This is a genomic window from Methyloversatilis sp. S146-33, assembly GCF_059552495.1.
Window position 1 is genome coordinate 12,541 of record NZ_JCANOT010000035.1, and the last position, 26,832, is coordinate 39,372.

Below are 26,832 nucleotides of genomic sequence, written 5' to 3' on the forward strand. Positions count from 1 at the left end.
CTCAGGCGTAACGCGGCACCGCCCCGAGCAGCTGGGCAAACCCGTCGGCCGGCAGCGGCTTCGAGAACAGGTAGCCCTGCATCAAGCCGCAGCGCCGGCTGCACAGGAAGTCTCGCTGTGCAGCCGTTTCCACCCCTTCGGCCACGACGCCCAGACCGAGCGCATTCGCCAGCGCCAGAATGGCCTCGACGATGGACGCGCTGCTGCCGTCTTCCGGCAGATCGCGGACGAAGCTGCGGTCGATCTTCAACAGGTCGATCGGGAACTGCTTAAGCGTAGACAGCGACGAGTAACCGGTACCGAAGTCGTCGATCGACAGCTTCAGACCGATCGCCTTCAACGCGCCCAGCGTCTTCATCGCCGCCTCGGGCTCCTGCATCACGGCACTCTCGGTCAGTTCGACGTGCAGATAGCTCGACGGCAGACCGGTCGATTCCAGCGCGTGCGCGATCGACGTGAGCAGCGAATCGGAGCGGAAATTGTGCGCCGACAGATTCACCGCGACCGGCACCACCGGCAAGCCGGCCTGACGCCATTCCGCCATCTGGCGGCAGGCGGTCAGTACCACCCATTCGCCGAGCGGCACGATGAGGCCGGTTTCCTCGGCCACCGGAATGAACTGCACCGGTGACACCATGCCGCGTTGCGGATGTTCCCAACGCAGCAGTGCCTCGGCCGACACGATGCGGCCGCTGCCGGCGTCGACCTGCGGCTGGTAATGCAGCGAGAACTGGCCGCTCTCCAGTGCGCGCGCGAGATCCTGCTCCAGCGAGAGCCGCTCGACCGCCTGCTGCTGCATCGCCTCGGTGAAGAATTCGTAGGTGTTGCGCCCGCGCTGCTTGGCCGCGTACATCGCCATGTCGGCGTGACGCAGCAGCGTCTCCGGATCGGCGCCGTTGTCCGGGAAGATGGCGATGCCGATCGACGCGGTCACCACCAGTTCGACATGGGCCACCTGCAGCGGCCGCCCCAGTTCGGCACAGATGCGCGCCGCCACGCGCGCGGCGTCCTCGGCGCGCGACAGGTCGGTCAGCAGCACCGTGAATTCGTCGCCGCCCAGCCGCGCCACCACTTCCTCGTGCAGCGAATCGTCGTGCGCCACCAGATCGGCGGAGCGGATGGACGCGAGCAGCCGGCTCGCCACCTCGCGCAATATCTGGTCGCCCAGCGTGTGGCCGTAGCTGTCGTTGATGCGCTTCAGGCGATCGAGATCGAGGTAGAGCAGCGCGCAGCGCGAGCCGGTGCGCTGCGAACGCGCCAGCGTGTGGTCCAGCATTTCGCGGAACATCTGGCGATTGGCCAGACCGGTCAGGCTGTCGTGGTAGGCGAGGAATCGGATGCGCCGCTGCGCCTGCTCGCGCTCGGTCACGTCCTGCGTGACGCCCTCGATGCGCACCACACGGCCGAACTCGTCGCGCACCGGCAGCGCCTGCTCGTACAGCGTCACCACGGTGCCCTCGTCGCGCTGCACGCGGAAACTCATCTGGTAGGCCTCGCCTTCGCGGGCGCGCTCCATCGCCTCGCGCAGATGCTGGCGGTCCGGGCTGAGCACGCGCGACAGCAGGCCGAAGGGCACCTCGTGCAGCGAACTGGGCGTGTCGCCCCACAGGTCGAGGCAGATCTTGCTGCGCTCGCAGCGATCCTCGTCGACATGCCACAGCCAGCCGCCCAGTCTGGCGACGCGCTGGGCAACCGCCAGCCGGCGCTCCGATGTTTCGAGGTCGGCGACGGTGTGGGCCGCACGCAGGGCGTAGCGCACGCGATAGACGAGCAGGGTCCAGTTCAGGGGCTTGGTGACGAAATCGGTGGCACCCAGCGAGTAGGCGCTGTCGATCGAGTGCGTGTCGTCCATGCCGGTGAGCATGATGATGGGCAGCGAGCGCCCGTGCGGCCGCTCGCGCATCTGTCGGCACACCTCGAAGCCATCGATGCCGCCCAGACTCACGTCGAGCAGCACCAGCGAAAATTCGTGGCGGTCGAACAGTTCGAGCGCCTGTTCGCCATCCGCGGCCTCCATCACCTCGAAACCCGAGGCGATCAGCGCCTCTGCCGCCATCAGGCGGACCATCACATCGTCATCGACCAGCAATATCACCGTCGGCTCCCGTCGAATCCGGCGCGCATGCAGCGCCCTGCGTCGTCATCAAATATTCCAGAGCGCTGCAAGTCTGCAGCAGAATCTGCTCGAATGTGCGCTGTGCCACATCGTCGAACTCGACGCGGCCGGTGCGCGCCGCGTTCTCGATCTCGCGCGCCCTCTCATAGACCAGGCGCGCCCCGAGCGCGCCGCTCGAGCTCTTGAGCCGATGCGCCGCCGCCCGCAGCGCCGGCGCGTCGCCACTCGCCGCGGCCGCCTGCATCGCCGCCAGGCTGGACGACGACTCGCGACGGAACAACGCGGTCATGCGTGTCATCAGCCCCGAACCATTGCTGCGCATGCCGGGCACGCTGAACAACTGTACTTCGTCGATCAGGGTCGCCGCCATCGCGCCGGCCATCGGCGTCGCATCGGCCACGCCCTCCTTGCGAACGTAGCGCTCCACCATCCTGTTCAGTTCGCGCAGCGGCAGCGGCTTGGGCAGATAATCGTTCATGCCGGCCTCGATACAGCGCTCGCGGTCGCCGCGCAAGGCGTTGGCCGTCAGCGCGACGATGGGCACCGGGGTGCGTCCGGCGTCCTGTTCGAATTCGCGGATACGCCGCGTCGCCTGGAAGCCGTCCATCACTGGCATCTGGCAATCCATCAGCACCAGATCGAACACCGCCAGCTCGACCGCTTCGCACGCCTCGACGCCGTTGTCCGCGGTGCTTACGCGGTAGCCAAGCTCGCGCAGCATCTCGACCGATATCTCGCGATTGACCGGATGGTCATCCACCAGCAGCACCGAAACCAACCGCGCATCCGGCGTACCGACCGATGGAGCGACATCGGCCAAAGCATGGCGCGGCGGCGTGTCGCCGCCCAGGACGGACTGCAGCTCACCGCGCAGCACCGGCTTGCGCAGCGTAGCCATCGGCGGTTCGACCACCTCGGGATCGGCGAAGCCCTGCACGCGGACGAACAGCGGCGGCGCGGCCAGGCGCTGCGCAAGCACGCCGGCCAGCGTGGGCGCATCGCCGTCCGGAAGCTTCTGCGCACACAGCACCGCGTCGAACGGCAGGCCGCAGAAGTACGCATGCATCAGTGCCGCCATGGCACCGTGCGCGTCGGTACAGCGCGCGTGCTCGACACCCAGTTCGTCGAGCATGGCTGCCAGCGTCTGCGCGGCCCGCGGCACCGGATCGACGACGAGCACGCGACGCACGGCGCTCGGCGGCAGCGGCGACGACGAACGCACGCCGGCGATGTCGAAGGGCAGCACGAACCAGAATCGCGTGCCGTAGCGCGGCACGCTGCAGAAGCCGATGGCCCCCTTCTGCAGCAGGATCAGTTCGCGCGTGATCGCCAGCCCGAGACCGGTGCCCCCGTACTGGCGGGTGGTCGAACTGTCGCCCTGCGAGAAGGCCTCGAAGATGCCCGCTTCGGCCACTGCCGGAATGCCGGCGCCGGTATCGATCACATCGACATGAAGCACGGCACGACCGGGTCGTGCCTGCTGGTCGGCACCGGTGGTCGACACATCGACCAGCACCTCACCGCTGGCGGTGAACTTCACCGCGTTCGACACCAGGTTCACCAGCACCTGACGCAGCCGGTGCGGATCGCCGATCAGCGCCCGCGGCAGCGCCGGATCGATGCGCAGCGACAGCTCGATGCCCCGTGCCCGTGCGCTGTCGGCGAACAGCATGACCACATCCTCGACCACCTGGCGTGGAAAGAACACGACCTTTTCCAGCGTCAACTTGCCCGCCTCGATCTTGGAGAAGTCGAGCACGTCGTTGATCACGCGCAGCAGCGATTCGGCCGAGCCGGCAATACCTTCGACATAGCGCCGCTGACGGTCGTCGAGCCGGGTGCGTTCGAGCAGACCGGCCATGCCGATGACACCGTTCATCGGCGTGCGGATTTCGTGGCTCATGTTGGCGAGGAAGCGGCTCTTCGCCTCGTTCGCCGCCTCCGCCTGTTCCTTCGCCACCCGCAGCTCGCTGGTCCGCACCTCGACCTCGCTTTCCAGGCGGTCGCGATGGCCGCGCAGTTCGGCGTCGCGCAGCGCGATCTCGTGCAGCATTTCGTTGAAGCGATCGGTGAGCTGGCCGATCTCGTCATTGGCCAGACGCGGCACCGCCACGTCGTAGCGACGCTCATCGACCACCCGGCGCGCCGACGCGATCAATGCCTGTACCGGGTCGGTCACCCGCCGCTGCATGCCAGCCGACAGCCGGTAGGCGAGCAGGAAGGACAGCGCAGTGGCGATGCCATTGATCAGCATGGTGGTGGCAACCCGGCTCCACAGCGGCAGCAGATCGGCCTCCAGCACGATGACGCCCAGGCGCTGATCGTCATCGACCAGCGGCCGCGCGAACAGCAGGCGGGGCGACCACAGCGCACCGATCACCGTCATTTCGTCGATCTGCTGCCCCGGCAGCGGCGGCGGTGCGGACGGCGGGAAGGCGGCGAAAGGCACGCCGTCGCTCAGCTGTATCCAGGCGCGCGTCACCGCCGCCACGCTGGACACCGCGGACAGCGTGCCGCGCGCCGCATCGGGGTCGCTGAAGGCGAGTGCCGACGCACTGTTCGCACCGATGATGCGCGCGGTCGCGTCGAGCTGATCGACCAGCCGCTCGCGTTCGCCGAGCAGGCCGTTGAGCGAGGTGAACACGAAATTGATCACCAGGCCGGTCGCCAGCGACAGCAGCAGCACGCGGCGCAGCCGGGCGCGCAGCGGCAGGTCCGGCGGCTCGGCGAACAGGCGCGGCCTCTTCATCGGGGCCGTCCTCCGAGATTGCGCGCCAGTTTGAGCAACTGCGAGCTTGCCTTCAGATTGGCCCGTTGCAACGCCGCCTGATTGATGTCGAACTGCAGGCGGTCCCCGCTGCGCACGATGCCGATCATGCCGCCGCCATCGACGAAGCCTTCTGCATCGCTGACCGTGAGCACTGCCTGCGCCGGCACCTGCTTCAGCACGGCCACCACCCGTCGATCGCTGCTGTCGCTCAGCACCGCGATGTGGCAACGATCGACCTCCTCGGGCTGCACATGGCGTCTCACCTGGAAGGTGCGGCCGGCGACGGCCCGTCCGTGGAAGGCGCCCAGCGCGTCGCCGAGCGCGCTGGCATCGCCGATCACGCAGGCAACGATCTGTGCCAGCGTGCCGTCCTCAGCCGGCCACTCGATGTACTTGGCGAAGTTGAACACGAAGGCGGCCTTCAGCTGCTCCTCCGGCAGATGCGGTTGCGCCTGGCCGGCCAGCGCACACAGCAGTGCCCCGACGGCGCCGACCGAACGCAGGCAGCGCAGAGCCCGGGTGCGCACGCAGAGCGTCATGTCAGAAGGACCAGACCGCCTTCACATAGGCGCCGCGTTCAATCGCCAGTGAAGAGGATGGCAGCGTGTCCGCCGCGTAGTGCACGCGGCGCGCGTGCAGCAGGTTCTGTCCGACCAGCGACAGTTCGAGCCCGCTTCGCGGCGTCCACGCCAGACGCAGGTCGAGATCGGAGAACGATGGAATACCCGCCGGTTCGACGCGACTGGTGTGGCGGAGCCAGGCATCGAACTTCAGTCGCGGCGTCAGGTTCCACAGCGAACGCAGCGACAGGCGGTGTCGCGCATCGGCTGAGTAGATGAAGAAATTGGTCAGCGGAATGTCGGCGCGAAAGGTGCGGTCCAGCGCCGTCGAGTCGGTGTAGGTGTAGGCGCCGTGCAGCGACCAGTCGGTGCCCGGGCGATAGTCCGCAGCCAGTTCGAGACCGTGCGCGCGACTGTCGTCGCTGGCGCGCACTTCGAACTCGGCCAGCAGGGTCGGGGCCGGCAGCGCGACCACGCCGTTGAACACATTGACGTACTCGGCCTGATGGCGGTAACGCGTCGCGAACGCGGCCACATCCACGGTCAGCGGGCCGCTGCGGTAGCGGTAACCCAGCTCCAGCGAGGTGGCGGTTTCGCTGCGCATGTCGCGGCCCCCGCCGGCGCTGCGGATGCGGAAGCCGCCGGCCAGCGGCGGCTGCGGGAAGGGGCCAAGGTCGGCGTTGAAATCGCGCAGCGCACGCGACGGCTGGCGCGTGGTGCGCGACGCCGCCGCCCAGACGCTGTGCGGGCCATCCGGCGTGAATATCAGGCGTGCGGTCGGCTGCACTTCCGGTTTGTCGAGATTGCTCTCCTCGACGCGGGCGCCGAGCACCAGGTGCAGACGCTCCGGCAGCAGCGTGATGTCGTCCTGCACGAACACGCTGGTCCAGGTGGTGCTGCGGCTCGGCGGCCGGATGAAACCGCCGATCAGCTGCACGTTCAGCTGGTCCGAGGTATGGCGGTAGCTGGCGCCCCAGATCACGTCATGACGACCGCCCCGCGGCTCGCGTCGCTGGAAGTCGATGTCCAGCGTATTCCGCGCGTCGTCGATCGGGCCGACCGCGTTGTCGACGGCAAAGCTCGAATGCGCGTAGGACGCCTGCAACGAGTAGTCGGCACCGCTGTCGGCGATGCCGGCGTAACGCATCAGCAGATGGTTTTCCTGCGAATCGAGACGGCCGGGTATCGGCGCACCGCCGAAGGTGTAACGCGTTAGATCGAGTTCCTCGCCATGCCGCGTGCTGCTCGCCCCGGCCTGCAGCGTGAAGATGTGCCCGCCACCAAGCCGGCTTTCCCAGAGCAGGCCGCCGGCGGTGTTGCGTCCGTCGTCGTAGCCGGCCGCGCCATCCGGTCGGTCGCTGGCGTCGCTCAGGCGGCGCTTGGCCCAGATGCGTCCGCTGTGGCTGTCGCCGACGCTGAAGCCGTGACGCACGGCGAGCCAGCCGCGCTGTTCCGTACCCGCCGCGGCGCTGACCAGCGTGCCCTGCGTGTCCTGCGCGCGGCGGGTGATGATGTTGATGACGCCATTCATCGCATTGCTGCCCCACAGCGCGCCGCCCGGCCCACGCACCACTTCGATGCGTTCGACGTCCTCCAGCATCAGTTCGCGGTCTTCCCACACGGTGCCTGAGAACAGCGGCGTATAGACGCTGCGGCCATCGACCAGCACCTGCAGCTTGTCGGCGAAACGGCTGTTGGCACCGCGCAGCGAAATCGCCCAGCTACCGGAGGAAATGCGCCCGACCTGCACGCCCGGCGCCATCTGCAGCGCCTCAGGCACCGATGCCGCGCCGGAGCGCTCGATATCCTCGCGGGAGATGACGAACACCGCGGCCGGCGTGCTGTGCAGTGACTGCGGCTTGCGGGCGGCGGTGGTGACCTTGATCTGCAGCAGATCTTCCAGCGCGAGCCCGGCCAGGTCGGCGCTCTCGTCATCCGCGGCCGCCACCGACGACGCGCAGCAGAGTGCCAGCGCGCAGGCGCGCACGCGCAGGGAATCAACTCGCGTCGGACGATGTCTGTTCATGGCTCGGGCTTCTGTTTGCGGCCCCGTCTCCGGACGCGGCTTTTTTCTTCATCTGCTTTCGGCATGGAAATGCCCAACTTGAGTGAGCGGCGCACAGAGCGGGCTAGAATCCCCATTGAAATCCGCGCGCGACCGCCGCACGTGTCAACCCGTACCGAACAGTCCGCACACCATGACCACGAATCCATTGCTCGATTTTTCCGCCCTGCCCCGCTTCGATACGGTGCAGCCCGAACACGTGGCGCCGGCCATCGGCGAACTGCTGAAGCGCTACCAGGCACTGATCGACGACCTGACCGCGCGCTCCGAAGCCCCGACTTGGGACAGCTTCGCGGCGCCGATCACCGACATGGGCGAACAGGTGAACCGCGCCTGGGGCATCGTCGGCCACCTGCACGGCGTCAATGACGTGCCGGCGTGGCGCGAGGCCTACAACGCGACACTGCCCGACATCACCCGCTTCTACAGCGCGCTCGGCCAGAACCTCGCGCTGTTCGCCAAGTACAAGGCGCTGCGCGAATCGCCCGAATACGCGACGCTGTCGCCGGCGCGCCAGCGCATCCTCGACAACGAGGTGCGCGATTTCCGCCTGTCCGGCGCCGAGCTGGCCGAAGATCAAAAGCCGCGCTTCAAGGAAATCCAGGAAGAACTGGCCGCGCTGTCGGCGAAGTTCAGCGAGAACCTGCTCGACGCGACCAATGCCTTCGCCGAGTACGTGACCGACGAAGCGCTGCTGGCCGGTCTGCCGGAAGACAGCATCGAAGCAGCGCGCGAAGCCGCCCAGCGCGACGAGCGCGATGGCTGGAAGTTCACGCTGCACATGCCGTCCTACCTGCCGGTCATGCAGTACGCCGACAACCGTGAACTGCGCGCCCGCATGTACCGCGCCTACGCCACCCGCGCCTCCGAGTTCGGCGAAGCGGAGCGCGACAATACGCCGCTGATCGCCCGCATCCTGGCGCTGCGCGCCGAAGAATCGAAAATGCTGGGCTTCGCCAGCTTCGCCGAACTGTCGCTGGTGCCGAAGATGGCCGACACGCCGGAACAGGTGATGGACTTCCTGCGCGACCTCGCCGGCCGCGCCAGGCCGCACGCGCAGCGCGACCTGGATGAGTTGCGCGCATTCGCCCGCAACGAATTCGGCCTCGACGAACTGCAGCCCTGGGACATGACCTGGGTATCGGAAAAGCTGCGCGTGCAGCGCTACGACTTCTCGGAGCAGGAGGTGAAGCAGTACTTCCCAGAGCACAAGGTGCTGGAAGGTCTGTTCCGCGTAGTCGAGGGGCTCTACGGCGTCACCATCAAGCCGGACACCGCGCCGGTGTGGCACCCGGACGTGCGCTTCTTCCGCATCGAGCGTGCCGGCGGTGAACTGGTCGGCCAGTTCTACCTCGACCTCTATGCACGCGACACCAAGCGCGGCGGCGCCTGGATGGACGAGGCGATCACCCGTCGCACGGTCAGCGGCGGCGTGCAGACGCCGGTCGCCTACCTGAACTGCAACTTCCCGTCGCCGGTGGGTGGCAAGCCCGCCACCTTCACCCATGACGACGTGATCACGCTGTTCCACGAAAGCGGCCACGGCCTGCACCACCTGCTCACGCGAGTGGACGACCTGCCGGTATCCGGCATCCACGGCGTCGAGTGGGACGCGGTCGAACTGCCCAGCCAGTTCATGGAGAACTTCTGCTGGGAATGGGACGTGCTGTCCGGCATGACCGCCCACGTCGACAGCGGCGAGCCCTTGCCGCGCGCGCTGTACGACAAGATGATCGCCGCCAAGAATTTCCAGAGCGGCATGCAGACGCTGCGCCAGATCGAGTTCTCGCTGTTCGACCTGCGCCTGCACCACGACTTCGTGCCCGGCGGCGACAAGACCCTGCTGCAGCTGCTCGGCGAAGTGCGCGACGAGGTGGCCGTGGTGCGCCCGCCCGAGTGGAACCGCTTCGCCAACAGCTTCAGCCACATCTTCGCCGGCGGCTATGCGGCCGGCTACTACAGCTACAAGTGGGCCGAAGTGCTGTCGGCCGACGCCTTCGAAGCTTTCGAGGAAGCGCGCAGCGTCGCCGGCACCGTGCTCGACACCGCCACCGGCCGCCGCTTCTGGGACGAAATCCTCGCCGTCGGCGGTTCGCGCCCGGCGCTGGAATCGTTCAAGGCCTTCCGCGGCCGCGAACCCAAACCCGACGCGCTGCTGCGTCACAGCGGCATGGTGGCTGCTGCCTGAGGAGACGATGATGACGCTGCGCAGACTGATCTGCGTGACCATCGCCGGCGCCGTGTGCGCCGCGCCGGTCCTCGCCCAGACCTACAAGTGGAAGGACGCCCAGGGCCGCACCCACTACTCGGACACCCCGCCGCCGGCTGACGCGCGTGCGGCGACCGAGAAGAAGCTGCAGCCCAGCGTGGTCGAACAGGGACCAAGCTATGCCGAGCGCGAGGCGATGAAGAATGCGCCGGTCACCGTCTGGCTCGGCAACGAGTGCGACACGCTGTGCGAGTCGGCGCAGGCGCTGCTGAAGAACCGTGGCATCGCCTACAGCGAACAGCGCATCACCACCGAAGAGCAGAAGCAGGCCTTCGCCGCCCGCTTCAAGGTGAAGGAAGCCCGCGTGCCCGCCATCGCCGCCGGCGCCGACCAGCTGATGGGCTTCAGCGCCGACGCCTGGACCCGCCTGCTCGACCGCGCCGGCTACCCGGCCAAGGGCAGTGCCAAGCCGCAGGCACCGAAGCCGGCCGCCGCGGCGCCCGAAGCGCCGGAGGGTGCTGCCGCCGAGGGCAACGGCCCGACCGCGGAGCCGCCCGCGCCGCGTTGAAGCGCCCGCCTGGCGCAACTGTTCAGTGCCCGGCGCAGATGGGACAATGCGGCGGCCCTGCGAGGCCTCGCCCGCTCACCGTCTGCCCGCGACACCGATACCGATGAAGATTGCCTGCTGGAACGTCAATTCGCTGAAAGTCCGCCTGCCTCACCTGACCGACTGGCTCGCCGCCGAGCAGCCCGACGTGGTCTGTCTGCAGGAAACCAAGACCGAAGACGCGAACTACCCACGCGCCGAACTCGAGGCGGCCGGTTACCACAGCGCGATCAGCGGCCAGAAGACCTATAACGGTGTGGCCATCCTGTCTAAGCAGCCGGCCGAGGACGTGCAGATCGGCATCCCCGGCTTCGACGACGAACAGAAGCGCGTCATCGCCGCGACGGTCGATGGCGTGCGCATCGTGTGCACCTATTTCCCGAACGGCCAGGCGGTCGGCTCGGAAAAGTTCGAATACAAGATGCGCTGGCTGGTCGCGCTGACCGACTGGCTGCGCGACGAACTCGCCCGCCACCCGCAGCTGGCGCTGCTCGGCGACTACAACATCGCGCCCGAGCCGCGCGACGCCCACCCGGACTGGAAGGACGAAATCCATGTATCGCCGCCGGAACGCGCCGCCTTCGCCGGCCTGGTCGCACTCGGTCTGACCGACGCCTTCCGGCTGTTCGACCAGCCGGAGAAGACCTGGTCCTGGTGGGACTACCGCGCCGGTGCCTTCCGCCGCAACTTCGGCCTGCGCATCGACCACATCCTGCTGTCGGCGCCGCTGGCCGCGCGCTGCACCGCCTGCGTCGTCGACAAGGCGCCGCGCAAGCTGGAGCGGCCGTCCGATCACGCACCGGTCATCGTCACGCTGTCATGAACGGACACACCGACGCACTCACCGCGATCTATCCGCTGCTCGCCGGCCTGTCGCCCGAAGCGCGCGGGTTGATCGAGAAGGAAGGCCGCGCGATGGAGGTGCCGGCCGGCACCCGCATCTTCGACGAACACCAGCCCTGCGGCGGCTTCCCCTTCGTGCTCGAAGGACAGGTGAAGGTGGCGAAATCATCGGCCAACGGCCGCGAGCTGCCGCTGTACCGCGTGCATGCCGGCGAAACCTGCGTCATATCGAGCGCCTGCCTGCTCGGCCACATCGACTACAACGCCCACGCGGTGGCCGAAACACCGGCCCGGCTGCTGGTGCTGCCGACTTCGCTGTTCGATCGCCTGCTGTCGGAGCCCGCCTTCCGGCAGTTCGTGTTCAGCCTGTTCGCCGAACGCGTGGCCGAGCTGATGCAACTGGTCGAAGCCATCGCCTTCCAGCGCCTCGACCAGCGTCTGGCCGCGCTGCTGCTCGGCCACGGCCAGACCCTGCACACGACGCACCAGCAACTGGCCGACGAACTGGGCAGCGTGCGCGAAATCGTCAGCCGCCTGCTGAAGAGCTTCGCCGAACAGGGCCTGGTCGCGCTCGGCCGCAACCAGATCGACATCCTCGACCCGGCCGGCCTGCGCGCGCTGGCCGCCGAGCGCAAATAGGACGGCATCGCACATGAACAGCATCGCTCTGCCCGACGTGGAGGGCGGCCTGTTCGACGCCCACCTGCACATCATCGCCCCCGGTTTTCCGCTGATCCCGAACCAGGGCTATACGCCGGATTTCTTCACCGTCGACGACTACCTCGCCCGCGCGAAACCGCTGGGCATCACCGGCGGCGCCGTCGTATCCGGCAGCTTCCAGGGCTTCGACCAGACCTACCTGCTCGACGCCCTCGCCCGCCTCGGCCCCGGCTTTGTCGGCGTGACGCAACTGCCGGCCGGCACGCCAGACGATGTCATCCTCACCCTCGACTCAAAGGGCGTGCGCGCCGTGCGCTTCAACCTGCAGCGCGGCGGCTCGGAAGACGTGTCCCAGCTCGAACGCATGGCGCTGCGCGTGCATGAACTGTGCGGCTGGCACGTCGAACTCTACGTCGCCAACCGCCACCTCGCCGACCTGCGGGCCCTGCTCGCACGCCTGCCGAACGTGTCCATCGATCACCTCGGACTCACCGCCGACGGCTTCGACGATCTGCTGTGGCTGGTCGAGCGCGGCGTCAAGGTGAAAGCGACCGGATTCGGGCGGTGTGACTTCGACATTGCTGAGGCGCTGCGCCGGATTAATGCCGCAAACCCGGAGGCGTTGATGTTCGGGACGGATCTGCCATGTACACGGGCGCCAAGGGCGTTTCGCTCCGAGGACATCAACCTGCTCGTGGCTTCGATTGACGGGTATGAAGAGACGGCACTCCGCAACAACGCAACGGCGTTCTTTCGGACAAGCCTCGACTAACCGGAGAACACGGTCAGTTCAGTCCAGACAGGTTGGAGCCCAACACTTTCCATATAGGTTCCAAAATCTACAAAAGGCTTCTTACCAATGTCATTCCTGGCGAACCACGTCGCCTCACACTCTTGACATACATACACAAGAAGAGCCGTTTTCCGTATCTGTGCCTCAACTACATTGCCTTGCCCACAACGAGGACACAACATTGTTCCCCCCATCTCATTCATCGGACCGGGTAAGCGGTGATGATCTTATTGGTTCCCGGACGAACGATAACTTTGATGCTCTTCTCGCCGGCAGTTCCGATGACGCGTCCCATAGGGATGACATATGCCCCAGGGTCATTTGGAAGCGGCGTGCTGCGCTTCACCCATGCTTCATCCACCAGCCCCAGTACTTCCTCTCGCCGAACGTTGAACACGCTATGCGTAGTCTTGCCTGGATTTTGCACAGCGTGATCGAGAACATGCTTAATTCTATTGCCATGTACGGACCCTTGTCCGTATTCAAGGCCGGCTGGTGTCGTCCACGTCCTGGATACATGGTCGAATTCGAGCCTAATGGTGCTTGATGGATTATCTGTCGCACGCCCCTCACCAGTCGGAGGAACCTGAGAATCCAACTGCGACGCGCCCTGTCGATCTGGTAGTTGTCCTGCGCCTGCATCCAAAGGCACACGTGGAGCCTCACTTGGCGGAGATCTAACGACATGCTTCCATGCATTCGTTTGAAGCACTCCACCGCCGACAACCGTGAGCACTCCATCAGTAAGTAGAGCCGCACGCATCCGCTGCGCCGCGTCGATCTCCCCGGCCGCCTCCAATCGCGCCGCTTCGTCCAGCCGTGCCCTGACCCCTTGTTCGATCGTATCGATCGGCGACTGAATAAGCTGTCCGGCGGCAACTGCCAGCTGCGCCAGCACGTCACGAGCAGCGGGATCAACGGGCGCGCGTATCAGCAGGGTGCCAAGTTCGATCGTCCCGGCGAGTCCCGTGGCGACGGACTGCGCAGCACCATCGACGGCGTTGTAAGCCATCGCATGGGTCATGCGCATGCGGTACATCGTCTCCAGCGCGTGGACGCTCGCAAGTTCCCGATCGGTAACGGAACCGGGCTCGACGCGCTGCCCCTGGTAGCTCGCGACGGCACGAGCCAGATCGAGATACGCTGCCTGGCATGCAGTGCTCGATGGTGCCGAGCAGGCCGATGACAGGGCTTCATCGCGGCTGCGATCGAGCGTTCCCAGCCGCTGCATTTCCGCGCGGTCGGCGTCCGTGCAGCGGCTGGCGATCATGCACTTCTGCCTGAGCCGTTCCAGCGCCTGTGATTCAGCGTGGGTCAGATAGTTGAACAGCGTGACGTTCTGCGCCGCCAATGCGCCCGACACCGCATTCCCGCCCATGCCTTCGGCGGCGGCTCCGCCGGCCATCATGCTGAGGGCGGTCAGAAGTGCGTCGCCGCCCGGGCTGCCACTCAGTCCCAAACTGGCATCGATCGGCCGTTCGACCAGTACTGCGGTCATCGCACCGATGGCACCCGCCATCGGGTCGCCGCCGCGCGCGGCTTCGGCGAGCGCGCCCAGTGCGCCATGCGCGAGCAGGTGGCCGACGCTGCCGTGCTCGCCGAACACGCCGTCGCCGATCAGGCCTGCACCCAGGGCTGAGGCCTGATTGACGGCCGAGTAGAGCAGCGCGGCTTCGAAGCTGCTGCCGGTCACCTCGCCGATCAGACCAGAGGTCAGCGCGCGGGCGGCGTAGCGCTGCAGGGGATCGTTGAAGGTCGTTCCGGTCCATTGTGCCGATCCGGCACTGAGGCCGGCAGCCAGGCCGCTGTTCAGCGCGTTGCCGATATCGAGGCGACCGCTGGCCACCATCTGGCCAACCGACGACGAAATCGTCTGCGTCACGAAGGCGCTGGCCATGGTGTTACCGAAACCGGCCGCCCCCGCCGAGGAGGCCGCAGCGAAGGCCGAACCGGGTGAGGCGAAACTGCCGATGAAGGTGGACACGTCCATGCCTATCATCGAGGCGACCAGGAAGCTGGTCGCCAGCCCCATCACGTCGCTGAAGCCGAAGTCCTTCTCGAAGCGGTAGTGCAGGTCGTCGCGCGCCACATCACGTACGAAGCGACTGCCCAGTTCGTCGGCCAGCTGTGCTTCGAAGGCTGCACTGCGCTGCCGGGTATCGTCGACATCGTCGCCGAGCAGTCGGAACTCGCCCGACAGCGACTGGATGCGGTCGACGTCGAGCGCCCACTGCGCAGCCTGCATGAAGCCGCCGGCCTGCACCTGGCTGCCTTCGACGATCAGCGTGCCGCCATCGACCTTGAATTCTTCGTAGTAATAGGCCGAGCGCTTGCGGTTCAGCAGTTCGTCGGCGGTGATCGACAGTGTTCCGTCCGACAGCACGAAGCCGGTGTTGTCGACGGTGTTGCCGACGATGACGATGCCGACGTCGGCATCGAGCAGCCCGCCCGGAATCACCGCAAGCTGAGATTGCCAGTCCTCCGGCAGATAGATCCACGGACGCAGTGCGCCATCGCGCTCGACGTACCAGAGGATGGGCGACTTCAGCAGCGTCTGCTGCGCCTCGCCGAGCGCCGACCCCATCGGAATGCCGTGCTCGACGGCGAACGCAAAGCCGTTCGCCGCCAGCAGCGTGCGCTGCTGGGCCTCGGGCGATTGCCCGGTCAGCGGGTCCCAGCTCAGCCCGGGCAGTATCCAGCCACGATGCGTGGTCGCGAGCAGCGCGTTGCGCAGCGCCGCGGCCTCCTCTTCGGGCGTCAGCGCGAACGGCGCGCTGCTGGCGAGGTTCGCTGGCAGCAGACGCATCAGTGCAGCACCGCTGTAATCGCCCGGCGGCACGGCAAGACTGCCGTGAACGCCGTGGGCGGCGACGTCGATGGCGGCCGGCGGTAGCGACAGCTCGGCGGTGCGGAGGTAGTAGTCCGCGACGACGTCGAAGCCGTTGCGGATGTGGTCGGCGCGTACCGCCATGCTGCCGGCGTGGATGCTGCCGGTATTGACGAAGGTGGACAGCGCTGCCGGAACGTTGCCCTGGCTGCCCGCCCCCTGGTCGATCAGCCGGGCGAGCGAAGCCAGCAAGAGGGCTGAGCCGTCCGCCGACGGCACCGGGGTAGGCGGCGGAGGCGTGCCTCCACCCGGTGTTCCGCCAGCGCCATCCGGAGGCTGGCCGACGGAGAAGTCCGCTCCTGCCTGGATGATGCCCGGCAGCACGCCCAGCTCGACGCTGCCGGATGCGCTGCGCATCCAGTGGATCGGGTCGAGACAGACGTCGGTGCTGACGTCGCCGCAGCTGCCGTCGTCGCCGAACTGCGCGTCCGGATCGATCAGCGAGTAGCGCGAGGACCAGGTTGCGCCGTAGCGCCTGTCTTCGTTCAGGAAGTCGGGTGCCGTGATGTCGATGCGTCCGCCAGCGAGCACGCGCGCGCCGCGATTGACGAAACGCTGCGCGCTGACCGTCACGTCGCGGCCGGCCACCATGGTCGCCGGCGCCGCCGGCTGTTCGATATCGGCGCTGCAGATACCGGCATACTCGGTCCGGCAGCCATCGAAGTACTCGTAGGCCACCTCGACACGACGGCTGGCGACCCGTGTTTCGTTGCGGACCTCCTTCGCCACGATGGTCAGATCGCGGCCGGCTTCGATCACCGACGCATTGGCGAAGCGTGCGTCGAGCAGGACATGCAGATCCCGGCCGGCCGCCAGCGTGTCGCGATTGACATAGTCGTCGATGCCGGACCCGCTGGGGGTTGCCGTGCCCGCGAGCAGTTGCGTGCGCAGCGTGTCGTGGTCGCTCAGGATGTCCGGCGCGTCGAGCAGGTAAAGATCGCTCGCCGCGCGGAACAGCCGTCCGCTCACCTGTGGCGGCTCATGTTCATCAGGCACCGGCGCGAACAGGAAGAGGTCGCGCCCGGCCGATGCGTTACCGGACGCAGCGGATTGCTGCGGCTCCTGCCACAGGAAAAGATCGCGCGCCGCGACCAGCGTGCCGCCCTCGTTGTCAGCCGCGTTCACGAACAGATCGAGTCCGGCCGACATCGTGCCGGCGTTGAGCATCCGCACCGGCGCCCGCTCGTCATCAATCGCGCGACTGGAATGAGCGCCTGTCAGATGACGGCGATGATCGGGCACACGAACCGTTGCGGCGGCTGCGTTCATCGTGCCGGCCGAGCGGATGACGCCCGTGTTCAGGCCCATGCCGAGACCGGACATCGACAACGCACCACCGGCCTCGATGCGCCCGGCGTTGCGCAGCGCCGTCCAGCCGTCCGAGTTGTCGCCGACGAAGCCCAGAACGATGTCGCCGCTCGCGCTCAGGCTGGCAGCCGCGGAGAGATCGAGACCGGTGCCGACAAAGTGCAGATGGCGGCCTGCCTCGACCGACGCGGACAGCGCGGAGTCCATGGCGCCGATGTTGTAGAACTCGACGTCGCGCCCGGCGTTCACCGCGCCGTCGAGAAGGACGGTCTGGCGCGACGCGATCAGGATGTCGGCGGCAGCGAGCAGCGGCGCGGAGGTGCGCACGCCGATGTTCTCGCCCATCGCGATCAGCTGGATGCTGCCGGCGCTGACGGTCTGGCCGATGTCGATGGCGATGAAGTCGTCGCCGCCCTGCGGATACGCTGCGAGGTCGTCCGGCACCAGCGACATGCTGTCGACCACGGCCCGGCCGGCGAACAGCTTTGCGTCGCCAGTCGTGCGCAGCTCGCCGCGCGTGCGCACGGTCTGCGCGATCAGGTCGATGCGCGCCGCCAGTGCGGCCAGTCCGCTGGTGCCGATGTCGATGCGGCCACCAGTCACGTCGAAGCGCAGCGCCTCGTTGGCCCAGAAAGGACGACCTGTCGTCAGCTGTACGTGCGGCGTGCCGATGAAGCCACAGCCGTCGCAGGTGATGCCGTTCGGATTGGCGATCACCAGACGCGCCGCTTGCCCGGCCACTTCGATCTGTCCCAGCAGCGCGCTCGGACGGTTGCCGGTCACCTCGTTGAGGATCAGGCTAGCCGCCACCCCGCCGAGGTTCTTGTTGGCCGGCAACGCACCGGCCAGCGCCGACGTCGCGCCAGTCGGTGCATTGTTCAGCACCAGGCCACGCGCCGGCACATCGAAGGCAGACCAGCGGTTGTGCGAGATGCCGCGCGCGTCGGCGGCCACGATATCGACGACCGATACGCCGCCGACCGACCCGACGCGGGCCTGCTGATGCGCAGCGGCGGTCACGTCCGGCGTCAGGTCGGCACGCACCGGCAGCGAAGCCACCAACATGACAACGGACATCCATGCCGACAAGCGGCGACGGATCGAACGCATGCGGACCTCCTGTCTCACGGTCGCGAGCCCATGGCTTCGTGGACGATTTCCTCACCCAGTGCGCGCGCCTGCGCCAGCGCCGATTCGCGCAGGAAGAGCGCGCGCAGCGTTTCGCGCACGCTTTCGAACGACGGCCGCTGCGTATCGCGCACCGCGTCGACCAGCACGAGAGCCCAGCTGTCGGCCAGCGCCAGTGGCTCGCTCACCTGTCCGGGCGCGAGATGGGGCAATACACGTGCAATCTCCAGCGGCAGACCGTTCGTCTGCCCCAATGTCGGCGGCAAGGCAAAGCCGACCCAACCCAGATCGCCCCCACGCGCAGCCGACGGCACGCGGGACAGTTCGCTGGCAAGGTGCGCGAACGGAACGCCGGCCTTCGCACGCTTGTGCGCAGACGTCACGGCCGCAGCGTCGTCGCTCTGCAGCAGCCTGATGCGGTACTCCTGCGGTCCCGTCCTCCCGATCACGTCGCGATAGCGCGCCTGCAGCGCCTGTTCGCTCGGTTCGACGGGCCGGATGCGGCTGCCGACGTAGGCATCGATCGCCGCCTGTCTCCGGTCAGGGTCGGAAGCGCCGGCGCCATCGTCGAAACCCGCTGCCAGCGCGCGCCGCCACAGCAGGTCGTGCGCAAGTGCCTGCGTGGCGGCGGCCGCGGCCGTGCGTTCGTCCGGCGGACTGGCGGCGGACACCGCTACCGCGAATGCCAGCAGCGTGACGCAGATCGAGGTTCGAAGCGGGGTCATCGTGTGCTCCGTGCGCGTCCGTCAGATGGCATAGCCAAGGGCAAAGCGGATGGTCCATCCGCTGTCGGGAAGCGTTTCGGGGCGGCGCAGTGGTGTGCTGATGACGGCTTCCCACACGAAGTCCGGTGTGCTACCACGCACACCGGCTCCGACGCCCGCGAGTGTCATGCGCGGCCCGTCGATCAGCCGCGTCGCCCCCTGATCGAAATGGACGAACGGCGCGCCCACATGCGTGTCGCGGCCGAAAGCGGTCGGGAAGCGCACTTCGCAGCGCAGCAGGTAGCCGGTATCGCCGGCCACCGCCGCCTCGTCAAAGCCGCGCACCGTGTTCAATCCTCCGAGCAGCAACTGTTCTGCGCCGGGCAGGCTGACGCCGGTGCGCTGTACCGTCAGTTGCGACGCGAATTCGACGCGCCCGTCGTCGTCCCGCGCCACGGCCGCAGCGGCCAGCGACCACTTGGCAAACTGGTAGTGGGTGTGACTGGCCGGCAGTCGCTCTGCATCGACCTCGGCGCCGAAGGACCGCAGTCCGACCGACAGCGAAGGTTCTACGAAGTACTGGGCCTGGCCGAAGCGCCCGGTACGGCTCCAGGCAAGGCGCGCCACGGTGCTGCGCCGGGTGTCGAGTTCGATCGGTCCGAGCGTGCGTGCAATGCGCGTGCGCTGGACGCTAAGATCGAGCGCATCGCGTCGCTCTGCGTCGAGCGCGAGTACCCGGTTCCAGCCGATAACGGCAGTCCGTGCCGAGCTGTCGAGAGACAGCCCGGCAAGCGTACTGTCCGAACGGGATCCGGACAGCGTCGTCGACCAGGTGTTGAAGCCATCGGGCACCGACAGCGACGCCAGCAGGGCCTCACTGTGGGCGCTGCGCAGATGCATGAGCTGGATGTCCTCGAACAGTCCGAGGCGATTACCGAAACGCAGGCCGACGCGGGCGCGGCCGGTTCCGGTCGACCGCGTACCCAGGTTGTCGGCGCCGATGGAGACCGAGGTGCTCTGTCCGGGCTGCAGCGCGAGGTCGATCACGCTTCCGCCGTCCTGCGCTCCGGGCAGAACACGCACCTGAGCCTGCACCATGCGCAGCCGGTTGATCTGCTGTACGCCCTGTTCGAGCGCCTCCTGCGTCAATACGTCACCGGCCGCCAGCGGAAAGGCCCGGGCCACTGCCGACGGTGGCGCGTCGTTCGAGCGGATCGCCTCGACACGGCCGGGCACCACCTCGATACGGAGCAGGCTTCGCGCGGGGTCGAGGGTGACCAGACGGGACCGGCTGGTGATCCAGCCGGCCTCGACCAGCCGGGCGTCCAGGCGGCGAAGCAGCAGCGCGATGCGGCGTACGCCGAGCGGCACGGCGGAGAACTCGTCGATCAATGAGGCCAGTACATGCGCCGGCAGCAGGCCTGCAGCATCGATCTCTATCGATGGCCGCTCGATCACGACGCCGTCCTCGACGACCGAGTCGGGCCGCACGTACAGCGCGGGAGCGGGGGCATCCGCTGCGGGCAGCGCGTTGCGCTCCAGTCGCGAGCGCTCCGCGGCCTGACGCTGTTCGTCGAGCAGGCGCTCGGCCGGCTCGCGCGCCTGCACCGGGAACGTGCCGAACAGAGCAAGGGCGCAGCAGACGATGCAATGGGCGAGCGACATGTCTGGCGACGACCTCATTCACGACGATCGCGCAACTATCCATTTGTCATTTTCTGATGTCAACAACCCTATACGGGCAACCGCCGGGTCCCTGCGCACGCTGTGTAACCTGGGTCACTGAAGGCGGACGGCTCCGCGCGGACCATGGCGTCACACCTTACTTACTCGGGAGAACGATCATGAAAAGCAATGTGGGCGGCATCGACAAGATCCTGCGCATCGTTGTCGGCGCCGCGCTGATCGCGCTGGCCGCCATGGGCCAGATCGGCGTGTGGGGCTATATCGGCGTGGTGCCGCTGCTGACCGGGCTGTTCAACTTCTGCCCGGTCTACCCGCTGCTGGGCATCAGCACGTGCGGCGTCCGCAAGGACGCCTGAGGACGTCAGCGGCGCCCGGCGCAGTGGTTGGCGATACGCACGTAGTCGGCCACTTCGAGGGTTTCGCCACGACGCGACGGGTCGATGCCGAGCGCGTCCCAGTCGGCCGCGTCGAGGTGCTCGCGCAACGTGTTGCGCAGCGTCTTGCGGCGCTGGCCGAAGGCGGCCTTGACGATAGCCGACATCAGCAGCGGATCGCGTGCGGTCAGCTGGTCGGGCGGGCGCGGGCGCAGATGCACGATGGCCGACATCACCTTGGGCGCCGGCCGGAACGCGCCCGGCGGCACGTCGAACAGGTGGGCGCATTCGAAACGGTACTGCAGCATGACCGACAGCCGGCCGTACTCGTCGGTGTCAGGCGCGGCGACGATGCGATCCACCACCTCCTTCTGCAGCATGAAGGTCATGTCGCGCACATGCTCGGCGTGCTCGGCGAGGTGGAACAGCAACGGGCTGGAAATGTTGTACGGCAGGTTGCCGATCACCCGCACGTCGTCACCCAGCGCGCCGAAATCGAATTTCAGCGCGTCGGTCTCGTGTATTTCCAGCTTGGGCGCCAGATCGCCCTCGCGCAGGCGCTGCGCGAGGTCACGGTCGATCTCCACCACGTGCAGGCGATCGATCCGCTCGGTCACCGGCCGCGTCATCGCACCGAGGCCGGGGCCGATCTCCACCATCACCTGACCGGGCTTGGGATCGATGGCCGCGACGATCTTGCGGATGATGTTGCCATCGACCAGGAAGTTCTGGCCGAAGCGCTTGCGGGCGCGGTGCTGTTCCATCAGTGCCGGCTCATCGCAATGGCGGCATCCACCGCCTCGATCAGACTGCCGGCGTCGGCGCGGCCGCTGCCGGCCAGATCGAGCGCGGTGCCGTGATCGACCGAGGTGCGGACGATGGACAGGCCCAGCGTGATGTTGATGCCGTGACCGAAGGTGGCGTACTTCAGCACCGGCAGGCCCTGGTCGTGGAACATCGCCAGCACCGCGTCGGCGCCATCGAGGTGGCGCGGCACGAACAGCGTGTCGGCCGGCAGCGGGCCTTCGAGGTCCAGCCCCTCGGCGCGCAGCGCGTCGAGCACCGGTGCAATCACGTCGATCTCCTCGCGGCCCATGTGGCCGCCCTCCCCCGCGTGCGGATTCAGGCCGGCGACAACGATGTGCGGGCGGGCGATGCCGAAGCGGGTGCGCAGGTCGGCGTCGAGGATGCGCAGCGTCTGCGTCAGCGATTCACGGGTGATGGCGGCCGGCACGGCCGTCAGCGGCAGATGCGTGGTGGCCAGCGCAACGCGCAGCCAGGGGCCGTCGGCGTTCGCGCCGGTGCGGCCGGCCAGCATCATGACGACGCGCGGCGTGCCGGTGCTGTCAGCCAGGTATTCGGTGTGACCGGAAAAGGGCACGCCGGCGTCGTTGATGACGCCCTTGTGCAGCGGAGCCGTGACCATGGCGGCGAACTCGCCACTGACACAGCCGTCGCGCGCGCGGTCGAGCAGCGACAGTACGTAGCGGGCGTTGGCGACGTCGAGTCGCCCGGCGACCGACGGCACGGCCAGCGGCAGGTGCAGCACTTCAAGCGCACCGTCGTCGGCGTCGCTTGCCGGGTCATACGCGCGCAGTCGCACCTTCAGACCGGCCGCCTGTGCGCGCTCGGCGATCAGGCCGGCGTCGCCAAGCACCACCAGTCGGGCGGCGAAGCGTCGGCCGCTCAGGGCCGCGCACAGTTCGGGCCCGACCCCGGCCGGTTCGCCGCTGGTGACTGCGATGCGGGGCCGGTTCACCGCGCTCTCATCGCTCGTCGTTCAGACGGATTTCGACGTAAGCGCGATCGCGCAGCTGACGCACCCAGTCCTGATAGACCTCTTCCGCCTTGCGCTCGCGCAGCGCGAGGCGGGCGGCGGCGCGCTGACGTTCGGTCGACACGTCCTCGACCCGGCGCTCGACCACCTGGATCAGATGCCAGCCGAAGGGCGACTGCACCGGTTCGCTCGTCTTGCCCGGTTCAAGCGCGTTCATCACCTTCTCGAACTCGGGCACCGTGTCGCCCGGGTAGAGCCAGCCGAGGTCGCCACCCTTGGCGGCCGACAGATCCTGCGAGTTCGCACGCGCCAGTTCCTCGAAGTCGCCGCCGTTGTCCAGGCGTTCCTTGATGCTGATCAGGCGGCGGCGCGCCTCGGCGTCATTCACCACTTCCGAGGTCTTGATCAGGATGTGGCGGGCGGGCGTCTGACTGACGCGCGCGTCGCTGGCGCCGGCACCGCCGCGTTTCTCCACCAGCTTCATGATGTGAAAGCCGGCCGGGCTGCGCATCACCTCGCTCACCTGCCCCGGCTTCAGATTGGGCAGCATGTCGGCGAACAGCTGCGGCAGGCGGTCGAGCGGACGCCAGCCCAGGCTGCCGCCGGACAGCGCGTCCGGCGCATCCGAATACGACGCAGCGACGCGGGCGAAATCCTCGCCCTTGGCCAGTTGTTCCATCGCCGCGTCGGCGCGCGCCTTCAGACGCATCAGCGTTTCCGGGCTGGCGCCTTCCGGCACGCGCAGCAGGATGTGCGACACATTGAATTCCTCGCGCTGGTCGGCCTTGCGCTCCGGGTTGGCGAGATAGTTGTCGATTTCGCCCTCGGTCACCACGACGCGGCTCTCGACCTCGCGGTCACGCAGACGGCTGAGGATGATTTCCTTGCGGATGTCCTCGCGGAAGCGCGGCCACGGGATGCCGTCGCGCTCGACCGCCGAGCGCAGCTGCGTCGCGTTCATGTTGTTGCTCTCGGCGATGCGTCCGAGCGCCGCTTCGAGCATGCGGTCGTCGATGCGCATCTGCGTCTCCTCCGCGTGCTGCAGCTGCACCTTCTCGTAGATCATCCGCTCCAGCACCTGACGCTCGAAGTCCTCGCGCGGTGGCGGCGTCACGTTGCGTCCACGCAGCTGGGCAATCGCCTGTTCGGTGCGCGAGCGCAGTTCGAACAGGGTGATCGCGTCGCTATTGACGACGGCAACGATGCGGTCGACCTCGACCACGTCAGAAGGCCCTGTCTGCCCGTTCGGCTGCGCCTGCGCGCCCGCTGCGCCGAAGAGACCCAGAACGGCCAGCAGGCAGGCCGGAATCAGTTTGTTCAGCATTGGGATAAGTCCGTCAGAAATCGTCGCCGAAAATCGGGTCGGCGGCACTCTGGTTGATCTGGCCGTAGCCGGGAATGCTGCGCTTGAGTGCATCGAGCGGGTTGGAGCCGATACGCGAGAAATCATTGAGCTCGAGCTGGAAGAACAGCGCGGTGCGGGTACGTTGCACATTGGTGGCGATACGCTGGAACACGACGCGGCCCACCCAGCAGCCGCCGTTGTACTCGAAACCAGCCAGTCCTTCGACCAGTCGTCGCTCGGCGATCGAATAGTTGTGACGCGCCACGGCATACCAGCGATTCGTCAGCGGCCACTGCGCCGACAGGTCGAGATCGCGCACGTCTCCAATCGTGGTCGAGGCGCGGCGGAAACGGTAGGACGCATTCAGCACCTGCGCCTCGCGCGGATTCCAGCGCATGGTCAGGTTGTAGCGCTCGGTCTGCGAAAGGTCGGTGTTGTACTGCACGGCCGCATCGACCCAGGTCTTCGGCAACAATTCGCCGGACACTGCGGCCAGCGTACTGGCGACGCGCTCGGTACGGGGCGTGCCGCCGGGCAAGGTGACCAGCTGGTCGCTGAAGTAGAAGCGCTGCCCCAGCGCGAGGCGAGCACGCTCCGAGCCATTGACCGGATCGATGAAACGCGAGATCGCGGCCGTCGTGACCTGATTGCTGTCGGCGATACGGTCCTGGCCGACGAACACGTTCTCCGAGAAGATCTGCGCGAAGTTGAAGTCGGCCAGCGCACTGTCGAACACCGGATACTTCGACTGGTCCTTGTAGGTCGACAGCACGTAGTACATGCGCGGTTCGAAGGTCTGTATGAAGCCCTGACCAAACAGGTCGGAATCGCGCTCGAAGACGGTGCCTGCGTCGAGACTGAAGATCGGGATCGACCGCGACAGCGAGGTCGACTGCGCGGCGTTCGCCGTACCGCGATCGAGGTCGTAATTGCTCAGATGCACGCCAACCTTGGGCGTGATGAACATGTAGGAATTGCGCATCGGCAGCGACAGCTGCGGATAGACGACGGCACGGCGACCCTGGTCGCGCGTCACATCGTCGATGCGAAAGTCGGTGTAGTTGGCCAGCGTACTGAACACCAGCCCGCCCGGCAGATCGGAACGCAGCGCGTTGAACGTGACCGAGGGCATCTGTCGGTAGATGTCGGGCCGGTTGGCCAGCGACTGGTACTCGGACGCCTTGGCACTCAAGGTCCACCAGTCCCCGGCATACGACAGCGAACCCTCGCGCGGCAGATAGCTGATCGACGTGATGGCGAGACGCGACCCCAGGTCGGTGTAGTAGTTGCGGTCCGATACCGAATTGATATTCAGCGAGCCGGTCAGGCGCTCGTTGAACCGGTGCGCGTGCTGCATGCTGAAGGCGTGGCGATCACGCTCTGCCAGACGATCGCTCGGCAGGTAATCGAGCCGTATCTTTCCGGCATAGTCTTCCTGCAGGTAGCGGAACTCGCTGCTGAGCATCAGGCCGCGCGTACCGAGTACGCGCAGGCCGATGGTGGCATCCATGTTCGGCGCGATATTCCAGTAGTACGGCAGCAGCAGGTCGATACCGGTGCGGTTGGTCACGCCGAAGGTGGGCGTCAGGAAACCGGACTTGCGGCGGTTGTTCAGCGAGAAATCGAGCCAGGGCGAATACAGGACGGGCACACCCTTGAAGATGATCTTGCCGTTGCGGCCCTCGCCCTCTTCCGACTCGAAGTCGAGATTGAGCGTATCGACCTGCGCATACCAGTCCGGGTTGTCCGGGCCGCAGGTCGAGTAGGTCGCGTTCTCCATGCGGATGCGGTTCTCGCCGAGAAACTCCATCACGTCGGCTTCACCGCGGCCGGTGGTGGTGCGCAGGTTCTCGCCGGTCTGCAGATTGCGCCGCACTGTGTAGCGCGGCTTGTCGAACACGCCCTCGCTGCGCGTCAACTGGTAACGCAGTGACGGGCCCTCGACCACGTCCTCGCCGCGTACCAGGCGCACATTGCCCTGCGCCCGCAGTTCGTCTGTCGGCGGCTCATAGACGATGGAATCGGCGGTCAGCGAAGTGGTCGCACGGCGCAGTTCGGCAGCGCCTTCGGCGCGCATCACGGCATCGGTGGTGCCATCCAGCTGATCGGCGGCGATCAGCGTCGCGCGCGACTCGGGGTGACGCTCGACGTACTCCGACAGCGTGATCGCCCCCTTGAGCATGCGTGTCTCGTCGTCCTCCGGCACCTGCGGCGGCAGCGCGCCGGTGACGTTCGCGTCCTGCGCAGCCGGTGCACCGGCGATGACGGTCTCGCCGGTCTGACCCGCCGGCAAACGCCGACGCGCCACCGGTGGCGTGCCCATCAGCGATCTATCGACCTTGAGCGGCGGCATGTTGCGCGCCGTCGTCACGTTGCGGTAGGGCGGTGCCTCGTCGAGCGCGGCCTGCGCCGTCGGCGGTACAGCGCGCGCGCCCGGTGGCGCCTTAACCAGCGAACGGTCGACCTTCAGCGGAGGCAGGTTGCGGGCATTCGACGCCGTCGCCGGCGCGACAGGCGCAGCCTGCCTGACGGACGCCGGCGTGGCTTTCAGCGCCGGAGCTGGAACTGGAGCCGGGGCCGGCGCCGCTTCGACGGCAGCCGGCGCCTCTACGGCCGGCTGTCCCGGCGTCGCCACCGGAAACACTTCCACGCCCGGTGCCGCCGCCGGCGTCTCGGCCGGCGCAGCAGCGCCGCCGGTCGCGGCCGGCTGCTTCGGCGCAGCGGCCGGCTTGGCGGCGCCCGTCTTGGCCGGCCGCTGTGACGGCGGCACCAGGGACGGATCGACCTTCAGCGAAGGAAGTGCGTCGGCCGCCTGCGCGCCGCAGGCCATCCAGGCCAGATAGAGAATGACGGAACGCCTGAGCACGAATGAGAGGGCTGGAAGCGGGCTGATCGCGGGTTGAACTCCGGCTTTCGCGCCCGGGCGACGGATCGCCGGCTTGCACGCAGCCGCGTTATAGAATCGCGCATCTTATCAAACGCGACCCGGTTGCCGGCCGG

At 67.3% G+C, this 26,832-nt stretch carries 17 protein-coding genes; 6 read left to right on the plus strand and 11 right to left on the minus strand.

Annotated features, from left to right (window positions below):
• Position 1: 1 nt before the first annotated feature.
• Genes AC51BJ_RS14360 through AC51BJ_RS14375 form a run of 4 tightly spaced genes read right to left on the minus strand, consistent with a single transcriptional unit; the run spans position 2 to position 7,472 of the window.
• Positions 2-2,095, minus strand: a complete 2,094-nt coding sequence (locus tag AC51BJ_RS14360; RefSeq protein WP_430435052.1) for a putative bifunctional diguanylate cyclase/phosphodiesterase — start codon at positions 2,093-2,095, stop codon at positions 2-4.
• Complete coding sequence (locus tag AC51BJ_RS14365; RefSeq protein ID WP_496280676.1) at positions 2,076-4,865, minus strand: response regulator; 2,790 nt, start codon at positions 4,863-4,865, stop codon at positions 2,076-2,078. Before AC51BJ_RS14365 ends, AC51BJ_RS14360 begins: the two co-directional genes overlap by 20 nt.
• Positions 4,862-5,413, minus strand: coding sequence for a YfiR family protein (locus AC51BJ_RS14370; protein WP_430435054.1), 552 nt, complete (start codon positions 5,411-5,413; stop codon positions 4,862-4,864). Before AC51BJ_RS14370 ends, AC51BJ_RS14365 begins: the two co-directional genes overlap by 4 nt.
• 13 nt (positions 5,414-5,426) lie before the next feature.
• Positions 5,427-7,472: a TonB-dependent receptor plug domain-containing protein gene (locus AC51BJ_RS14375; protein WP_496280677.1), complete on the minus strand. Its 2,046-nt coding sequence runs from the start codon at positions 7,470-7,472 to the stop codon at positions 5,427-5,429.
• Positions 7,473-7,644: 172 nt separating this feature from the next.
• On the opposite strand from AC51BJ_RS14375, the gene AC51BJ_RS14380 reads away from it, so the two are divergent.
• From AC51BJ_RS14380 to AC51BJ_RS14400, 5 genes are all read left to right on the plus strand, one after another.
• Entirely contained in the window at positions 7,645-9,699 is a 2,055-nt protein-coding gene (locus tag AC51BJ_RS14380) for a M3 family metallopeptidase (protein ID WP_496280678.1), read from the plus strand.
• 10 nt (positions 9,700-9,709) lie between these two features.
• Positions 9,710-10,288 carry a DUF4124 domain-containing protein gene (locus AC51BJ_RS14385; protein WP_496280679.1) on the plus strand — a complete coding sequence of 193 codons (579 nt, stop codon included), beginning with the start codon at positions 9,710-9,712 and terminating at the stop codon, positions 10,286-10,288.
• 103 nt (positions 10,289-10,391) lie between these two features.
• Complete coding sequence (xth, locus tag AC51BJ_RS14390) at positions 10,392-11,150, plus strand: exodeoxyribonuclease III (protein WP_496280680.1); 759 nt, start codon at positions 10,392-10,394, stop codon at positions 11,148-11,150.
• Positions 11,147-11,809 carry a Crp/Fnr family transcriptional regulator gene (locus AC51BJ_RS14395; protein ID WP_430435058.1) on the plus strand — a complete coding sequence of 221 codons (663 nt, stop codon included), beginning with the start codon at positions 11,147-11,149 and terminating at the stop codon, positions 11,807-11,809. The genes xth and AC51BJ_RS14395 overlap by 4 nt, the downstream gene beginning before the upstream one ends.
• 13 nt (positions 11,810-11,822) lie before the next feature.
• Positions 11,823-12,602, plus strand: a complete 780-nt coding sequence (locus AC51BJ_RS14400) for an amidohydrolase family protein (RefSeq protein ID WP_496280681.1) — start codon at positions 11,823-11,825, stop codon at positions 12,600-12,602.
• Positions 12,603-12,822: 220 nt separating this feature from the next.
• Here AC51BJ_RS14400 and AC51BJ_RS14405 read toward each other — a convergent pair whose 3' ends face one another.
• From AC51BJ_RS14405 to AC51BJ_RS14415, 3 genes are read right to left on the minus strand one after another with little or no spacing between them, the layout of a single operon-like run.
• Positions 12,823-17,928 (minus strand): two-partner secretion domain-containing protein, encoded by a 5,106-nt coding sequence (locus AC51BJ_RS14405; protein WP_496280682.1) that lies wholly within the window; start codon positions 17,926-17,928, stop codon positions 12,823-12,825.
• Positions 17,929-17,942: 14 nt separating this feature from the next.
• Positions 17,943-18,671, minus strand: a complete 729-nt coding sequence (locus tag AC51BJ_RS14410; protein WP_496280683.1) for a peptidylprolyl isomerase — start codon at positions 18,669-18,671, stop codon at positions 17,943-17,945.
• A 21-nt stretch (positions 18,672-18,692) separates the two neighbouring features.
• Entirely contained in the window at positions 18,693-20,315 is a 1,623-nt protein-coding gene (locus AC51BJ_RS14415) for a ShlB/FhaC/HecB family hemolysin secretion/activation protein (protein ID WP_496280684.1), read from the minus strand.
• A 179-nt stretch (positions 20,316-20,494) separates the two neighbouring features.
• Here AC51BJ_RS14415 and AC51BJ_RS14420 point away from each other — a divergent pair, with 179 nt between their 5' ends.
• Entirely contained in the window at positions 20,495-20,692 is a 198-nt protein-coding gene (locus AC51BJ_RS14420; RefSeq protein ID WP_496280685.1) for a YgaP family membrane protein, read from the plus strand.
• 5 nt (positions 20,693-20,697) lie between these two features.
• Here AC51BJ_RS14420 and rsmA read toward each other — a convergent pair whose 3' ends face one another.
• The 4 genes from rsmA to AC51BJ_RS14440 are packed head-to-tail and all read right to left on the minus strand — an operon-like array spanning position 20,698 to position 26,698.
• Positions 20,698-21,474 (minus strand): 16S rRNA (adenine(1518)-N(6)/adenine(1519)-N(6))-dimethyltransferase RsmA, encoded by a 777-nt coding sequence (rsmA, locus tag AC51BJ_RS14425; RefSeq protein ID WP_496280686.1) that lies wholly within the window; start codon positions 21,472-21,474, stop codon positions 20,698-20,700.
• Positions 21,474-22,469: a 4-hydroxythreonine-4-phosphate dehydrogenase PdxA gene (gene pdxA / locus AC51BJ_RS14430; protein ID WP_496280687.1), complete on the minus strand. Its 996-nt coding sequence runs from the start codon at positions 22,467-22,469 to the stop codon at positions 21,474-21,476. Before pdxA ends, rsmA begins: the two co-directional genes overlap by 1 nt.
• A 7-nt stretch (positions 22,470-22,476) precedes the next feature.
• Positions 22,477-23,811, minus strand: a complete 1,335-nt coding sequence (locus AC51BJ_RS14435; protein WP_496280688.1) for a peptidylprolyl isomerase — start codon at positions 23,809-23,811, stop codon at positions 22,477-22,479.
• A gap of 13 nt (positions 23,812-23,824) precedes the next feature.
• Positions 23,825-26,698, minus strand: coding sequence for an LPS-assembly protein LptD (locus AC51BJ_RS14440; protein WP_496280689.1), 2,874 nt, complete (start codon positions 26,696-26,698; stop codon positions 23,825-23,827).
• Positions 26,699-26,832: the final 134 nt, after the last annotated feature.

Excerpts from the sequence above, each read along its gene's own strand:
- AC51BJ_RS14365 (WP_496280676.1), bottom strand. The coding sequence starts at position 4,865 with ATGAAGAGGCCGCGCCTGTTCGCCGAGCCGCCGGACCTGCCGCTGCGC.
- AC51BJ_RS14375 (WP_496280677.1), bottom strand. The coding sequence starts at position 7,472 with ATGAACAGACATCGTCCGACGCGAGTTGATTCCCTGCGCGTGCGCGCC.
- AC51BJ_RS14380 (WP_496280678.1), top strand. The coding sequence starts at position 7,645 with ATGACCACGAATCCATTGCTCGATTTTTCCGCCCTGCCCCGCTTCGAT.
- AC51BJ_RS14385 (WP_496280679.1), top strand. The coding sequence starts at position 9,710 with ATGACGCTGCGCAGACTGATCTGCGTGACCATCGCCGGCGCCGTGTGC.
- xth (WP_496280680.1), top strand. The coding sequence starts at position 10,392 with ATGAAGATTGCCTGCTGGAACGTCAATTCGCTGAAAGTCCGCCTGCCT.
- AC51BJ_RS14395 (WP_430435058.1), top strand. The coding sequence starts at position 11,147 with ATGAACGGACACACCGACGCACTCACCGCGATCTATCCGCTGCTCGCC.
- AC51BJ_RS14400 (WP_496280681.1), top strand. The coding sequence starts at position 11,823 with ATGAACAGCATCGCTCTGCCCGACGTGGAGGGCGGCCTGTTCGACGCC.
- AC51BJ_RS14405 (WP_496280682.1), bottom strand. The coding sequence starts at position 17,928 with ATGCGTTCGATCCGTCGCCGCTTGTCGGCATGGATGTCCGTTGTCATG.
- AC51BJ_RS14410 (WP_496280683.1), bottom strand. The coding sequence starts at position 18,671 with ATGACCCCGCTTCGAACCTCGATCTGCGTCACGCTGCTGGCATTCGCG.
- AC51BJ_RS14415 (WP_496280684.1), bottom strand. The coding sequence starts at position 20,315 with ATGTCGCTCGCCCATTGCATCGTCTGCTGCGCCCTTGCTCTGTTCGGC.
- AC51BJ_RS14420 (WP_496280685.1), top strand. The coding sequence starts at position 20,495 with ATGAAAAGCAATGTGGGCGGCATCGACAAGATCCTGCGCATCGTTGTC.
- rsmA (WP_496280686.1), bottom strand. The coding sequence starts at position 21,474 with ATGGAACAGCACCGCGCCCGCAAGCGCTTCGGCCAGAACTTCCTGGTC.
- AC51BJ_RS14435 (WP_496280688.1), bottom strand. The coding sequence starts at position 23,811 with ATGCTGAACAAACTGATTCCGGCCTGCCTGCTGGCCGTTCTGGGTCTC.